This is a genomic window from Hydrogenophaga palleronii NBRC 102513 (genome assembly GCF_001571225.1).
GTDB classification, from domain to species: Bacteria; Pseudomonadota; Gammaproteobacteria; order Burkholderiales; family Burkholderiaceae_C; genus Hydrogenophaga; species Hydrogenophaga palleronii.
In genome coordinates, this window is sequence record NZ_BCTJ01000042.1 from 1 (window position 1) to 14097 (window position 14097).

12 protein-coding genes are annotated in these 14097 nt (G+C 66.1%); 7 read left to right on the forward strand and 5 right to left on the reverse strand.

Annotated elements, in window-relative coordinates:
• Nucleotides 1–198: 198 nt before the first annotated feature.
• Nucleotides 199–1479 (forward strand): guanine deaminase, encoded by a 1281-nt coding sequence (guaD, locus tag HPA01S_RS19710; RefSeq protein WP_066272733.1) that lies wholly within the window; start codon nucleotides 199–201, stop codon nucleotides 1477–1479.
• Between the two features lie 40 nt (nucleotides 1480–1519).
• Here the strand turns inward: guaD and HPA01S_RS19715 are convergent, their stop codons facing one another.
• The 4 genes from HPA01S_RS19715 to HPA01S_RS19730 all read right to left on the reverse strand — a co-directional run bounded on the left by HPA01S_RS19715 (nucleotide 1520) and on the right by HPA01S_RS19730 (nucleotide 6578).
• Entirely contained in the window at nucleotides 1520–3466 is a 1947-nt protein-coding gene (locus tag HPA01S_RS19715; RefSeq protein WP_066272734.1) for a metallophosphoesterase family protein, read from the reverse strand.
• Nucleotides 3467–3566: 100 nt separating this feature from the next.
• Nucleotides 3567–4577 carry a cytochrome d ubiquinol oxidase subunit II gene (locus tag HPA01S_RS19720; protein ID WP_084360846.1) on the reverse strand — a complete coding sequence of 337 codons (1011 nt, stop codon included), beginning with the start codon at nucleotides 4575–4577 and terminating at the stop codon, nucleotides 3567–3569.
• Nucleotides 4578–4602: 25 nt separating this feature from the next.
• Nucleotides 4603–5967, reverse strand: coding sequence for a cytochrome ubiquinol oxidase subunit I (locus HPA01S_RS19725; protein ID WP_066272736.1), 1365 nt, complete (start codon nucleotides 5965–5967; stop codon nucleotides 4603–4605).
• A 14-nt stretch (nucleotides 5968–5981) separates the two neighbouring features.
• Nucleotides 5982–6578 carry a GbsR/MarR family transcriptional regulator gene (locus tag HPA01S_RS19730; RefSeq protein ID WP_066272738.1) on the reverse strand — a complete coding sequence of 199 codons (597 nt, stop codon included), beginning with the start codon at nucleotides 6576–6578 and terminating at the stop codon, nucleotides 5982–5984.
• A 215-nt stretch (nucleotides 6579–6793) separates the two neighbouring features.
• Here HPA01S_RS19730 and HPA01S_RS23225 point away from each other — a divergent pair, with 215 nt between their 5' ends.
• From HPA01S_RS23225 to HPA01S_RS19750, 5 genes are all read left to right on the forward strand, one after another.
• Nucleotides 6794–7450 (forward strand): hypothetical protein, encoded by a 657-nt coding sequence (locus HPA01S_RS23225; RefSeq protein WP_157085103.1) that lies wholly within the window; start codon nucleotides 6794–6796, stop codon nucleotides 7448–7450.
• Entirely contained in the window at nucleotides 7447–8019 is a 573-nt protein-coding gene (gene dcd / locus HPA01S_RS19735; protein ID WP_066272740.1) for a dCTP deaminase, read from the forward strand. The genes HPA01S_RS23225 and dcd overlap by 4 nt, the downstream gene beginning before the upstream one ends.
• A 146-nt stretch (nucleotides 8020–8165) precedes the next feature.
• A complete protein-coding gene (locus HPA01S_RS19740) occupies nucleotides 8166–9269 on the forward strand; it encodes a fatty acid desaturase (protein WP_066272784.1) in 1104 nt (367 codons plus the stop codon).
• Nucleotides 9270–9326: 57 nt separating this feature from the next.
• The gene (gene ypfJ, locus HPA01S_RS19745; RefSeq protein WP_066272743.1) at nucleotides 9327–10232 is read left to right on the forward strand and encodes a KPN_02809 family neutral zinc metallopeptidase; all 906 of its coding nucleotides are present in this window, start codon (nucleotides 9327–9329) and stop codon (nucleotides 10230–10232) included.
• 128 nt (nucleotides 10233–10360) lie between these two features.
• Nucleotides 10361–11869, forward strand: coding sequence for a DEAD/DEAH box helicase (locus HPA01S_RS19750; protein WP_066272745.1), 1509 nt, complete (start codon nucleotides 10361–10363; stop codon nucleotides 11867–11869).
• A 61-nt stretch (nucleotides 11870–11930) separates the two neighbouring features.
• On the opposite strand, the gene HPA01S_RS19755 is transcribed toward HPA01S_RS19750, so the two are convergent.
• Nucleotides 11931–12767: a symmetrical bis(5'-nucleosyl)-tetraphosphatase gene (locus tag HPA01S_RS19755; RefSeq protein ID WP_066272746.1), complete on the reverse strand. Its 837-nt coding sequence runs from the start codon at nucleotides 12765–12767 to the stop codon at nucleotides 11931–11933.
• Nucleotides 12768–12776: 9 nt separating this feature from the next.
• Between HPA01S_RS19755 and HPA01S_RS19760 the strand changes: the two genes are divergently transcribed.
• Nucleotides 12777–14096, forward strand: coding sequence for a hemolysin family protein (locus tag HPA01S_RS19760; RefSeq protein ID WP_066272748.1), 1320 nt, complete (start codon nucleotides 12777–12779; stop codon nucleotides 14094–14096).
• The last annotated feature ends 1 nt before the right edge of the window (nucleotide 14097 follow it).

The window sequence follows — 14097 nt, forward strand, 5'->3', positions numbered from 1 at the left end:
AGGGGGGACGGCACCTGGGGCCGGCGAAGCCGGACCCTTGCTGCCCTTGGTTTGCGTTGCTTCGTGCGCTGCGGGTCATGGTCGGCTGGCTCCCTCAGGCCGCTGCGCGGTGAAAGCCGCATGGCCCCCGTTGCCGGATATGGCCCGTATGGGCCGCGCGATATGTACCTGCGTGTTTCCAGCGTTAAGCTGGGCGGCATGAAAGCCTACCGCGCCGCCCTCCTGCGTTTCGACGATCAGCATGCTCCCGTGTACGAGGCCGACGGCCTGTTGGTGGTCGGGCCCGATGCGCAGGGCCGGCAGGTGGTGCGCGCCGCCGGCGACCATGCCGCGCTGATCGGCAACTTCGAGGGGGTGGCGGTGGAAGACCTGCGCGGCAAGCTGATCGCGCCCGGCTTCATCGACATGCATGTGCACTACCCGCAAACCGATGTGATCGGTGCACCCGCCGACGGCTTGCTGCCCTGGCTGGAGAACTACACCTTCCCGCACGAGTCGCGCTTTCACGAGCCGGCGCACGCGCGCGAGGTGGCTCACTTCTTCTTCGACGAGCTGACGCGCAACGGCGTCACCACCGCGCTCACCTTCGCCACCTCGCACCCGGCGTCGGCGGACGCGGCGTTTGAAGTGGCGCAGGCGCGCGGCTTGCGCTTCATCACGGGCAAGGTGCTGCAGGACCGCCACAGCCCCGACGGCGTGCGCGACCAGACCGAACAAAGCCTGATCGATACCGAGGCGCTGATCCAGCGCTGGCATGGTGTGGACCGGCTGGGGTATGCGATCACGCCGCGTTTTGCACCCACCAGCACACCCGAACAACTGCGCGGCGCGGGCGCACTGGCGGCGAAGTACCCGGAGGTGTGGATCCAGTCGCACGTGGCGGAAAACCTGGACGAGGTGCGCTGGGCCGCCGAGCTGTTCCCGCAGTCGCGCAGTTATCTGGGCGTGTACGAAGACTTCGGCCTGCTGCGCGAGCGCGCGGTGTACGCGCACTGCATCCACCTCGACCGCACCGACCGCGAACGCATGGCCGCCACCGGCACCACGGCCGCCGTGAGCCCGACCAGCAACCAGTTCCTGGGCAGCGGTTTCTTTGATTTCGGCGCCGCCGACGCGGCCGGCATGGCGTATGGCCTGGCGAGCGATGTGGGGGGTGGCACCAGCTTCTCGCCGTTTCGCACCATGCTCGCGGCCTATGTGGTGGGGCGTGAAGGCCAGACCAAGACCGGGCAGAGCCTGTCGCCGGGCCGGCTCTGGTGGTTGCACACCGCGGGCGCGGCGCGCGCGCTGGGTCTTGAAGGTGTGGTGGGCAACTTGCAGCCGGGCCACGAGGCCGACTTCGTCGTGCTCGACCCGCAGGCCACGCCGCTGCTGGCGCGCAAGACCCAACAGGCCAACAACCTTGACGAACTGCTGTTCGCGTTGATCGTGCTGGGCGATGACCGGCTGATCGAGCGCACGGTCATCGCCCAGGGCTGAACCCGGCCCCGCATGGGGCTGGTGCCGGGTGTCTGCCCGTTCAGCGGGCCACGATGGCCAGGCGCTCGTCGCGGTTCAGGCGTGCCCAGAAGGCGTTGGTGGCGGTGTTGAAACCCACCACCGTGGTGTTGCCGCACGCGGCATCGGTGTCGGCCGGTGGCGCGGTGAGGTGGCCGGCCTGGTAGGCGAGCCGGCTCACGCAGGCGGCGCTGGCCAGTGGCACCCAGGTCTTGGTCGCCGTGTTGTAGCGGGCCAGTGCGCTGTCGGTGGCGGTGCGGCCCGTGGGCAGTGCGAACTCCACCACGTAGCTGTCACCCACCTTGTCTTCCGTCAGCGCCCAGCCCTTGGTGGCGTGTGCGGGCAGGATGACCGGCGCCTTGCCGAGTTCGGTGCCATTGCCGTAGCTGCCGGTCAGGCCGGTGTCGACCGTGATGTCCTTCGGCACGCCGTAGGGGTCGATGTAGGTGCCGTCCTGGCCACTGATGCCGCTGATGAAGAGTTCGTCGCTCAGCGTGGTATTGCCCTTGGCTTGCCAGTTCAGCAGCACCTGTTTCTTGAGGTCGATGGTGGTGGCGCGCACTTCCACTTGCTCATTGGGCTGGCCCGCGTTGATCACGCGCGCGCGCTGGCTGTTGTTGAGGTTGGGGCTGTAGTTCTGGTGGCGCTGGAAGATGTAGCGGTACATCATCGAGGCCATCTCCGCGTTGCTGTTCGCGAAGCTGTCGCCCGGCGTGGCACTCATCGTGCGGGTGCGGGTGTCGTGGCGGTTGAAGGTGTTGTTCGTGCCATCGAGCAGGCGCGCGCGGCTGTTGCCCAGCGAGGTGCAGTTGCTGGTGCGGTAAGAGGAATCGAAGGCACCGGCGCGCTGGATGTCGGGAGGCACGCTCGACGGGAACACGGTCTTGGCACAACGGTCCTGTGTGCGCACGAAGCGGTCCATCAGCGTCCAGTTGGGTGTGGCGAGTTGCTGCAGCGCATCGGTGTTGCTCATCACGCTGTGCTTGATGTAGTACGAGCGGTAGTCGATCTTCGGCCCCGTCACCTCGAACACCGAGGCGTTCACGTCGATGCTGCCGGTGCTCTCGTGTTGCATCTTGAGCATCAGGTATTCCTGAATGCGCTCGTGTTCGGAGAAACGCGTCTCGTAGCCCTTGTAGGCGGAGTTGCCCGAGATGATCTGCATGAAGGGGCGGTCGGTGTTGTCGCGGATCAGGCTGCGCGAGTAGTGGTGCTCGTGGCCCGAGACGTAGATCACGTCGTGCGCCGCGAACAGGGTGCGGTACTTGTCGTACACGTCGCGGAACATCACATCGTTCAGGATGGAGATGCTGCCGTCGATGATGTTCTCGCGCACCAGCCCGTAGCGGTTGCCCGCAAAGGAGTTGTGCGTCTGCAGGATGATGTGGTCTGCCTTCGCGCCGTGTTTCTTGATCATGGCCTCGACGAAGTCATAGGCGCGTTCGAGCCAGCCGTACGAGATGTTGAGGATGAGCACGTTGTCGCGCACCAGCGCGTAGTTCTTGTTGCGCGAACCCGGCATGTGTTCGGCATCGGCGGGAATGAAACTCTCCACCGTGTCGTGCCAGTCCTGGTCGATGCCCCGCGGGTCGTGGTTGCCCATGATGGGCAGGATGGTGAGCTTGTCCTTGTACTGGTCGGCCACCGCGCGCCATTGCGCGTACTCGGCCGACGTGCCGTTCTCGACCAGGTCACCGGCGGCGAGCACCACCTTCACACCTTGCTGCACGTGGAAGTCGAGCACGGCCTTCATCGGGTGTTGTGCGACGCCCGAGGCGCTGCCCTGGGTGTCGGGCAACACGCCGATGCGCAGCGTCGTCGCGACCGGGGTGGTGGGGGTGGTCGGGGTCGTTCCCGGATTGGGCGCCGGGGTGGCGTCGCCACCACCGCCGCCGCAGGCGGCGATGGCCAGGGTTGCCATCAGCGACAGGGCGACATGGCCCATGCGCTTGTTCTTCTTTGCGTACATCTCTCGTCCTCGGGTTGTTGAAGCCCGGGACAATGCCGCACGCAAATGTCATGCGTGTGAACCGCTGCGCGCCGCAACCGGCGCGCAGCGTTGAGACAGATCAGTTGTACGTCAACGCGCGTGCCTTGCCCCAGAACACGCGGTACATGTAGATGGTGTAGACGATGATCACCGGCAGCGTGATCGCGACACCGATGAAGACCACCGTGAGCGAGCCGGTGGAGATGGCCGCTTCCCACACCGTCATGCGGCCGATCACGATGTCGGGGAAGATGCTGTAGGCCAGGCCGAAGAAGGCCAGCACGAAGATCAGCACCGTGGCCGCGAACACCACCCAGCCATAGCCGGCCTTCACCACGTTGGGGTGGGTGACGACCCAGCGCACCGCGAAGAAGGCGATGGCGCAGCTCAGCGGAATCGGCATCAGGCCGAACACCTCGGGCACCTGGAACCACTTGGCCACCACGCCCGGGTTCACCAGCGGCGTGGCCACCGAGATCGCCACCAGCGCAAAGCCCATCGGCCACAACACGCGCGCGGCCCAGCGCACCGCGTGTTCCTGCAGCACGCCCTCGGTCTTCATGATCAGCCAGCCTGCACCGAGCAGGATGTAGGCTGCCGGCAGCGTGACCGCAATGCCCAGGCTGAACGCCAGGCCGAGCCAGCCGCTGTCGAAGCCGGTGATGTAGCTGCCCAGCATCCAGCCCTGCGAGGCACTGGCCAGCAAGGAGCCGATGAAGAAGGCGCGGTTCCAGAACGGCACGTACTTGGTGGGCGCCTTGACGCGGAAGTCGAACGCCACGCCACGCAGGATCAGGCCGATCAGCATCACCGCCACCGGCAGGTAGAGCGCCTGCAGCACCAGGCCGTGCGCCATCGGGAAGGCCACCAGCAGCACACCCACACCCAGCACCAGCCAGGTTTCGTTGGCGTCCCAGAACGGGCCGATGCTGGCGATCATGGTGTCCTTCTGCTCCTTGTTCTCGGCCAGCGGCAGCAGCAGGCCGACACCGAGGTCGTAGCCGTCGAGGATCACGTAGGCCAGCAGGGCCAGGCCCATCACGGCGAGGAAGATCAGGGGCAGCAGTTCGGCCCAGGTCATCGTGGTCATGGTGTGTTCTCCAGGCAGATGGGGATCAGACGCCGGCCTTGCCGAGCTCGCCGTGTGCGGTTTCCGGCGCGTGCTTGAACGGGTGCTCGGCCATGTACTTGAGCACGCCCACATAGGTCACCAGCAGCAGGCCGTAGACGATGAGGTAGGCCGTCAGCGTGACGCCGATCATGGGCGAGGGCAGGGTGGTGGCGACGTCGGCGGTGCGCAGGTGGCCGTAGACGACGAAGGGCTGACGGCCGATCTCGGTGACGTACCAGCCCGACAGCGTGGCCAGCCAGCCCGAGAAGGTCATGGCGGCGAGCACGTAGAGCGCGGGCCGGGGCAGGGCCGGCTTGCCGCTCGCGGTGTCGCGCCGCCGCTTCCACAGCAGCCAGGCCGAGGCCCAGGCCACCACCAGCATCAGCGTGCCCACGCCGACCATCACGCGGAAGGCCCAGAAGATCGGCGCCACCGGCGGGTGCGCGCCGGGGAATTCGTTCAGGCCCTTGATTTCGGCGTTGGCGTCGTGCGCCAGGATCAGGCTGCCGAGCTTGGGGATCTTGAGCGCGTAGTGCGTGGTGCCGGCCGCCTCGTCCGGGAAACCGAACAGCGTGAGCGGCGCGCTCTTCTCGGTGTGCCAGATGCCTTCGAGCGCGGCGATCTTGGCCGGCTGGTGCTGCAGCGTGTTCAGGCCATGCATGTCGCCGGCCAGGAACTGCAGCGGCATGGCGATGGAGGCGGCGATGACGGCGGTGCGCAAGGCCTTGTGCGTGCCGGGGGTGGCACTGCCCTTGATGAGCTGCCAGGCACACAGGCCGGCGATCAGGAACGAGGCGGTGAGGGCCGAGGCCAGCAGCTTGTGCGCCAGGCGGTAGGGGAAGGAGGGGTTGAACACCACCGCGAACCAGTCCACCGGCATGAACTGGCCGTCCACGATCTCGAAGCCGGCCGGGGTCTGCATCCAGGAGTTCAGGCTCAAAATCCAGAACGCCGACATGGTGGTGCCGAAGGCCACCAGGAAGGTGGCGGCCACGTGCACACGCTCGCTCACCCGGCCGCGGCCGAACAGCATGATGCCGAGGAAGCTGGCCTCCAGGAAGAAGGCGGTGAGCACCTCGTAGCCGAGCAGCGGGCCGGAGATGTTGCCGGTCTTCTCCATGAAGCCCGGCCAGTTGGTGCCGAACTGGAAGCTCATCACGATGCCCGAGACCACGCCCAGCGCGAAGCTGAGCGCAAACACCTTGGTCCAGAAGTAATAGGCCTCTTCCCAGGCCGGGTCGCGTGTCTTCAGGAAACGCAGGCGGAAGAACAGCAGGAACCAGCCCATCGCGATGGTGATGGTCGGGAACAGGATGTGAAAGCTGATGTTGGCCGCAAACTGGATGCGCGACAGGATCAAGGCGTCCATGGGGAGTCTCCGGTTCAGGCGGCGTCGGGCAGTTTGTCGGGCCGCGCGCCGCGCGCTCCCTTGCCGGTGATTCGGTCTTTGAGTTCGAGCACGCGCGTCACGGTGGCCCCCATGCCCATCAGCTGCATGGCGGTTTCGGGCGCGAGCTTCTGCACGTCGTCGAACCAGGTCATGAGGCGGTCGATCAGGTCGTGCATCTCGCGCATGCGGGCCTGTGCATGGCGCTCGGCGTCGGTTTTTGGTGTTTCGAGCAACGCCGTGCGCAGCATGGACAGCGTCGGCTCCACTTCGCGCCGGCGGCGCTCCTCGGCCAGCACGCGAAAGATCTCCCACACATCGGCCGGTGCCTCGAAGTACTCGCGCCGGTCGCCCGGCTGGTGGCGCAAGCGCACCAGGCGCCAGGCCTGCAGCTCTTTCAGGCCCATGCTCACGTTGGAGCGCGAGAACTCCAGCGTCTCGGCGATCTCGTCGGCGTTGAGGGCGTTCGGGGAGATGTAGAGCAGGGCATAGATCTGCCCCACGGTGCGGTTGATGCCCCAGCGGCTGCCCATCTCTCCGAAGTGGGCAACGAACTCGCGGTTCAGGGGCGGCAGGTGGTCTTGCAACGGCATGCGTGCCACTGTAGCGGTTTCGGCTTGAATTTTCAGTAATTACTGAAAACTCAACAATTTCAAATGGGCTTTTTCCTTTTTGAATACAGTCGGTACGCCTTTGCGCTGCTTAGTGCCGCAGAAGAGGTGCCCCTACGGCCAGGAAGACCGCATGTGACGAGGTGGCTGGCCGTGAGCGCTGGATGGAAATGTTGTAAGTGACCAAGGGAGGGTCCGTGCAAAGCTTAGATGAAATCCTAAAGATCTTCGGTGCAGTTGTTGCGTTGCTCATCCCATTCCTGAAGCCGTCTACGGGACCCCTGATAGGTCGGCACAAGAAGCTGGAGGAGCGACATCGCCGACTTAGGCAGTTCTTCGATGAAGGTGGTACGAGACGTCCTGCATTGTTGGTTGAGTCGTCTTTTGGAGCTGCGTTGGGTCACCTGAAACTAACGGCTGCCGAAATTTCGATCTTGCTGCGACAGTCTCGGCCAACGGTCTTTATGGCAACGTACTTGAGGGTAAGAGGCCACCTCATCATCGACGCCACCGGCACCAAATTTGTGCTTAGAGGTGTGGCCGCTTGTACATGGGGGCAGCGTACTTTGGTTGCGCTTGGTCTTGTTGTGTACGCCATTTTTTTCTTGGCTGCCGGTTGGGTCGCGTTCTATCTCGCACCTCCGTATCTCAAGCAAGGCGACTGGGGTAACGTTGCAGCCTGCTTATTGCTAGTGGTATTTCTTGTGTACATTGCCGGCTACGCCCTTGTTTTATCAAGTCGCCTGCACTGGGCGGTCGTAGTTTGTGGTTGGCAAGACGAACCCAAGCCTTCTCGCCGGATTCGGCGGCGAAACGGCCAGCCAAATGCTGCCCTCTACAATCGCCACCCATGAGCATCAAAAGCGACAAGTGGATCCGCCGCATGGCCGAACAACACGGCCTCATCGACCCGTTCGAGCCCAACCAGGTGCGGGCGGTGGACGGCAAGAAGGTGATCAGCTACGGCACCTCGAGCTACGGCTACGACATCCGCTGCGCGCCCGAATTCAAGGTCTTCACCAACATCCACAGCACGGTGGTGGACCCGAAGAACTTCGACGAGAACAGCTTCGTGGACATCAACAAGGATGTCTGCGTGATCCCGCCCAACAGCTTCGCGCTGGCGCGCACGGTCGAGTACTTCCGCATTCCGCGCAACGTGCTGACCATCTGCCTGGGCAAGAGCACCTACGCGCGCTGCGGCATCATCGTCAACGTGACGCCCTTCGAGCCCGAGTGGGAAGGTTATGTGACGCTGGAGTTCAGCAACACTACGCCGCTGCCGGCCAAGATCTACGCCGGTGAAGGCTGCGCCCAGGTGCTGTTCTTCGAGAGCGACAAGGACGACGTCTGCGAAATCAGCTACAAGGACCGCGGCGGCAAGTACCAGGGCCAGAGCGGCGTCACCCTGCCCAAGGCCTGAGCGGCCCGGGCCTGCCGTCTGCACACCGGGGACGCGTCCCCGGCCCGGCGCAGCGGCTTCCACACATTTTCCCGATGTCCTTGCATGACTGCGGGCATTGACCTGAATCAACCAACGTCGGCCTTATCGCCGCTAGCATGCCGGGCATGTCGAATCTCCCCCCTGGTTTCACCCCTCCCGAACCCATCCCCAGCGGACAGCCGCTGCCGCACCGCAAGATCATCCGCGGCTGGCTCGCGCCCCTGGTCGAACGCCGCACCCTGCTGGCCGTGGCCATGCTGGTGCTGGACTGGCTGATCTTCGCCGCCCTGATGAGCGGCACCGTGCTGCTCAAGGCCGTCTGGGCCAAGCTGCTGTGCGGCCTGGCCGCCGGCTTCGTGATCGGGCGCCTGTTCATCATTGGCCACGACGCCTGCCACCAGAGCTACACGCCGCACCGCCGCCTCAACCGCGTGCTGGGCCGCATCGCCATGCTGCCCTCGCTCACGCCCTACAGCCTGTGGGAAGTCGGGCACAACGTGGTGCACCACGGCTACACCAACCTCAAGGGCGTCGATTTCGTCTGGGCGCCACTCACGCAGGCCGAGTTCAATGCCCTCTCGCCGGGCCGCCGCGTGATGGAGCGCATCTACCGCAGCGGCTTCGGTCCGGCGGTGTATTACCTGGTGGAGATGTGGTGGAAGCGCATGTTCTTCCCGCGCAAGACCTACATGGGCACGAGCCGCCCCGAGTTCATGTGGGACGGCGTGTTCGTCTCGGTCACGGCGCTGCTGTGGATCGTTGCCCTGGTGGCCGCGGCCTGGGCCACCGAACAGTCGGTTTGGCTGCTGCTGGGCGTGGGCTTTGTCGTGCCCTTCCTGTTCTGGAACGCGATGATCGGCTTCGTGGTCTATGTGCACCACACGCACACCGCGGTGCAGTGGCACGACGACAAGGCCGCCTGGGGCCGCGCCGCGCCCTTCGTCTCGACCACGGTGCACCTGACCTTCCCCATGCGCATCGGCGCGATGATGCACCACATCATGGAGCACACCGCGCACCACGTGGACATGAGCATCCCGCTGTACCAGCTCGAAGGCCTGCAGCGCCTGCTGGAAGACACCTTGCCGGGCCGCGTCATCGTGCAGCGCTTCTCCTGGCGCTGGTACTTCGAGACCGCGCGCCGCTGCAAGCTATACGACTTCGAGCGCCGCTGCTGGACCGACTTTGCCGGCCAGCGCACCAGCGAGAGCGCACCCGCCGTCGCCTGAGCCGCGGCGCCCCGATAATGGCGCCTGCAACGGCCATCGTTGTGCAGGAGAGTCGCCATGAAGTGGGAAAACAACCGCCAGTCCGATCAGATTGAAGACCGCCGTTCGGACCCTGGCGGCGGTGGCCTGGGTGGGCTCGGCGGTGGACGCCGGGTTGGCGGGCGCGGCATCGGCCTGGGCACCATCGCCGTGGCGCTGGTGGCGGGCTGGATCTTCGGCATCAACCCCATGACCATCCTGGGCGTGCTCGGTGGCGTGGGCGACATGTCTGCGCCCACCGAGCAGGTGCAGACCACCCAGACCCCGACGCAGACCCCCACCGACGACATGGGCCGTTTCGTCGCCTCGGTGCTCGGTGGTACGGAAGACGTCTGGGTGGACGTGTTCCAGCAAGCCGGCGCGCAATACCAGAAGCCGCGCCTGGTGCTGTTCCGCGGTGCCACGCCCACGGCCTGCGGCACCGGCCAGTCGGCCATGGGCCCGTTCTATTGCCCGGGCGACCAGAAGGTCTACATCGACCTGAGCTTCTACGACACGCTGCGCCGCCAGCTCGGCGCGCCGGGCGACTTTGCCCAGGCCTATGTGATCGCGCACGAGGTCGGCCACCACGTGCAGAACCTGATGGGCATCACCGACCAGATGGAGCAGGCGCGCCGGCGCATGAGCGAGCGCGAGTACAACGCGCTGTCGGTCAAGCTGGAGCTGCAGGCCGACTGTTTCGCCGGCCTCTGGGCGTACCACAACCACAAGAGCAAGGCCATCCTGGAACCCGGCGACGTGGAAGAGGCGCTGAACGCGGCCGCCGCGATCGGCGACGACGCCCTGCAGCGCAAGAGCCAGGGCCAGGTGGTGCCCGACAGCTTCACGCACGGCACCAGCGCGCAGCGCCAGCGCTGGTTCAACACCGGCCTCACCAGCGGCAAGGTGCAGAGCTGCGATACGTTCAAGGCCAGCACCCTTTGATCCCCCTGCGCCGCAGGGCGTGAGGCCCCCGCGGTGCGGTGCGCTGGGGGGGTGTGCCAGGGTGTTCGACGGACCTTTTCGGTGAAAAACGGTCAAAGTGAGACAATACCGGGCTAACTTTGACGCCAATGACCCAATCCTTCTCCGAACTCTCCCTCTCGCCCGCCATCGAGAAAGCCGTGGCCGAAATGGGCTACGCGACCATGACGCCGATCCAGGCGCAGGCGATACCGGTGGTGCTGCAAGGCCGTGACGTGATGGGCGCGGCCCAGACCGGCACCGGCAAGACCGCCGCCTTCACGCTGCCGCTGCTGCAGCGCATGCTCAAACACGAGAACGCTTCCACCTCGCCCGCGCGCCACCCCGTGCGCGCCCTGGTGCTGCTGCCCACGCGCGAACTCGCGGTGCAGGTGGCGCAGCAGGTCGAGCTGTACGCCAAATACACCAACCTGCGCAGCGCAGTGGTGTTCGGCGGCATGGACATGAAGCCGCAGACGCTGGAACTGAAAAAGGGTGTCGAGGTGCTGGTCGCCACACCCGGCCGCCTGCTGGACCACATCGAAGCCAAGAACGCGGTGCTCAATCAGGTCGAGTACGTGGTGCTCGACGAAGCCGACCGCATGCTCGACATCGGCTTCCTGCCCGATCTGCAGCGCATCCTGAGCTACCTGCCCAAGCAGCGCACCACGCTGCTGTTCTCGGCCACCTTCTCGCCCGAGATCAAGCGCCTGGCCGGCAGCTACCTGCAAGACCCGGTGACGATCGAGGTGGCGCGTTCCAACGCCACCGCCTCCACCGTCGAGCAACACTTCTACCGCGTCGACGACGACGACAAGCGCGGCGTGCTCAAGCAGGTCCTGCGCGAGCGCGGCATCAAGCAGGCCTTCGTCTTCGTCAACAGCAAGCTCGGTTGTGCGCGGCTGGCGCGTTCGCTGGAGCGCGAAGGCCTCAACACCGCGGCCCTGCACGGCGACAAGAGCCAGGACGAACGCCTGAAGGCACTCGAAGCCTTCAAGACCGGCGTGGTGGACTTGCTGGTGTGTACCGATGTGGCCGCGCGCGGCCTGGACATCAAGGACGTGCCGGCGGTGTTCAACTTCGACATTCCGTTCAACGCCGAAGACTATGTGCACCGCATCGGCCGCACCGGTCGCGCCGGCGCTTCCGGCCTGGCGGTGTCCTTCGTCAGCGGGCGCGACGCGCGCCTGATGGGCGACCTGGAAAAACTGCTGGGCAAGAAGCTGGAGCTCGAAGCACTCGAACTCGAAGCCGACCGCCGCCCGGCCGGCCGTTTCAACGACGGCCAACGCGCCTGGCAACAACCGGCCGACGCGCAGGACAGCGAACAGCGCCGCGAGAGCCGGGCCATCCGTGAGAGCCGCGAAAGCCGCGAGAGCCGCGAGAGCCGTGGCTCGCGCGACGCACGCGGCGCCGACACGCGCCCGGTGCGCGCACCGCGCCCGCCGGCCGATCCCTTGTTCGAAAAACCCTATGAGCCCAGCGCCGCGTCCGAAACGCCGCCGTCGTGGGAGGTGTCGCAACGCGCCACGGCGCGCACCGCGTCGCCCAACATCAAGACCCGGCGCAAGGTGCCGGCCTTGTTCAAGAGCGCGCCCGCGCCAACGCAGGAAAGCTGAGGGCAAGGCCCTTGCCCGAACCCGAGCCTTCCAGGCGGCGCTCGCCGCCGCTACCTATCCCTCAACGCTTCCCGGGCTTGCGGGCCTGTTCGCAGCCCACCGACATCCGTTCGACCTCGCCCGGCGCGCTGCCGATGCGCGCCGCCGTCAGGCAGCCGCCCCAGACACAGCCGGTGTCCAGCGCCTGCAGGTCGTTGCGCTGTACCGTGCCCAGCGTGGACCAGTGGCCGAACGCAATCGGCACACCCTCGGTGCGCCGGCCCGGCACCTCGAACCAGGGCATGAAGCCCTCGGACGCGGCGTCCGCGCTGTCCTTGGTGTCGAACTCCATCACCCCGTCCGCGCTGCAGAAACGCAGCCGGGTCAGGGCGTTGACGATCACGCGCAGGCGCGCCGTGCCACGCAGGCCGTCGCTCCACTGCGCCGGTTCGTTGCCGTACATCTCATGCAGGAACGCCACCCAGTCCGGGCCGCGCAGCACCGCTTCGAGTTCGTGCGCGTGGGCCACCGTGTCGGCCGCGTTCCAGGCCGGCAGCACGCCGGCGTGCACCATCAGCCAACCGTGTTCATGCAGCGCCATGGGCCGCGTGCGCAACCAGTCCAGCAGCGCATCGCGGTCGGGCGCGTCCAGGATGTCGGCCACCGTGTCGCCGCGGTGTGGCTTGCGCACGCCGTGTGCCACCGCCAGCAGGTGCAGGTCGTGGTTGCCGAGAAGGCTTTGCGCCGAACCTTCCAGCGCGATGAGCCGGCGCAGCACGGCGAGTGAAGCCGGTCCGCGGTTGACGAGATCACCCAGCACCACCAGCCGGTCGCGGCTGGGCGAAAAACCGATGTGGTCCAGCAGGCGCTCCAGAGCAGCGTCGCAGCCTTGCACATCACCAATCATGTAAGTAGACATCTGCCGATTATGGATACCCTCCTCATCGTTTTTCTCACCCTGCTCAATGGCGCATTCGCCATGTCCGAATTGGCGCTGGCTTCCAGCCGCAAGGCGCGCCTGATGGCCATGGCCGAAGCGGGCGACAAGGGCTCGATCACCGCGCTCAAGCTGCTGGAGAACCCGACGCAGTTCCTGTCGTCGGTGCAGGTCGGCATCACCTCCATCGGCATGCTCAACGGCATCGTGGGCGAGGCGGCGTTCAGCGGCGATCTCGGCCTCTGGATGGAGGCCAAGGGCATGTCGCCGGGTTCCGCAAGCATCCTGTCGACCGCGGTGGTGGTGGCCATCATCACCTTCATCACCATCGTGTTCGGCGAGCTGGTGCCCAAGCGCATCGGCCAGCTCTACCCCGAGGCGGTGGCGCGCTGGGTGTCGCCGCCGATGGCCTTCGTGGCCCAGGCCGCCAAGCCCTTCGTGTGGCTGCTCACGCACACCACGCAGTGGGTGCTCAAGCTGCTGCGCATCGATTCCAACGCGGTGCAGCACGTGACCGAAGAAGAGATCAACGCCAGCCTGGAAGAGGGCGTGGACGCCGGCATCATCGAGGAGCATGAGCACCAGATGGTGCGCAACGTGTTCCTGCTCGACGACCGCCAGCTCACCTCCATCATGGTGCCGCACGCCGAGATCGAGTGGCTGGAAGCCGAAGACAACGTGGACACCGCGGTGCAGAAAGCCTGGACCACCGGCCACTCCTGGTACCCGGTGTGCCGCGGCGGGCTGGAGGATGTGGTGGGCGTGATCCACCTGCCGCGCCTGCTGGCCTTGCAGGCCGAGGGCAACAACGAGTTGCTGATGCGCCATGTGCTGCCGGCCGTGTTCGTGCCCGAGACGCTCAGCGGCATGGAGCTGCTGGAGCAGTTCCGCGAGCGCGCCACGCGCATGGTGTTCGTGGTCGACGAGTACGGTGTGGTGCAGGGCCTGCTCACGCCGCTGGACATGCTCGAAGCCATCACCGGCGAACTCTCGCCACGCGTGGCCGTGGACGCCTGGGCCACGCGGCGCGACGACGGCAGCTGGCTGGTGGACGGTGCGATGCCGGTGGCCGAGCTCAAGTCGCGGCTGCACATCGACGAGCTGCCGGACGAGGACAAGGGCCGCTACAACACCGTGGCCGGCCTGATGCAGACCGTGGCCGGTGACCTGTTGGGCCAGCGCGAACACGTTGAGGCGGCGGGCTGGCGCTTCGAGGTGCTGGTGCTCGACGGCCGCCGCATCGACCAGGTGCTGATCACGCAGCTGGCCAACCCGGATGAGGGCGCGCCGTCGACAGACGCCGACGGCTGAG

What these genes read in the sequence shown, in the direction of transcription:
- HPA01S_RS19725 (WP_066272736.1), bottom strand. Translation starts at nt 5,967, where the DNA reads ATGGACGCCTTGATCCTGTCGCGCATCCAGTTTGCGGCCAACATCAGC.
- HPA01S_RS19715 (WP_066272734.1), bottom strand. Translation starts at nt 3,466, where the DNA reads ATGTACGCAAAGAAGAACAAGCGCATGGGCCATGTCGCCCTGTCGCTG.
- HPA01S_RS19720 (WP_084360846.1), bottom strand. Translation starts at nt 4,577, where the DNA reads ATGACCACGATGACCTGGGCCGAACTGCTGCCCCTGATCTTCCTCGCC.
- HPA01S_RS19730 (WP_066272738.1), bottom strand. Translation starts at nt 6,578, where the DNA reads ATGCCGTTGCAAGACCACCTGCCGCCCCTGAACCGCGAGTTCGTTGCC.
- HPA01S_RS19740 (WP_066272784.1), top strand. Translation starts at nt 8,166, where the DNA reads ATGTCGAATCTCCCCCCTGGTTTCACCCCTCCCGAACCCATCCCCAGC.
- HPA01S_RS19755 (WP_066272746.1), bottom strand. Translation starts at nt 12,767, where the DNA reads ATGTCTACTTACATGATTGGTGATGTGCAAGGCTGCGACGCTGCTCTG.
- dcd (WP_066272740.1), top strand. Translation starts at nt 7,447, where the DNA reads ATGAGCATCAAAAGCGACAAGTGGATCCGCCGCATGGCCGAACAACAC.
- ypfJ (WP_066272743.1), top strand. Translation starts at nt 9,327, where the DNA reads ATGAAGTGGGAAAACAACCGCCAGTCCGATCAGATTGAAGACCGCCGT.
- HPA01S_RS19760 (WP_066272748.1), top strand. Translation starts at nt 12,777, where the DNA reads ATGGATACCCTCCTCATCGTTTTTCTCACCCTGCTCAATGGCGCATTC.
- HPA01S_RS19750 (WP_066272745.1), top strand. Translation starts at nt 10,361, where the DNA reads ATGACCCAATCCTTCTCCGAACTCTCCCTCTCGCCCGCCATCGAGAAA.
- guaD (WP_066272733.1), top strand. Translation starts at nt 199, where the DNA reads ATGAAAGCCTACCGCGCCGCCCTCCTGCGTTTCGACGATCAGCATGCT.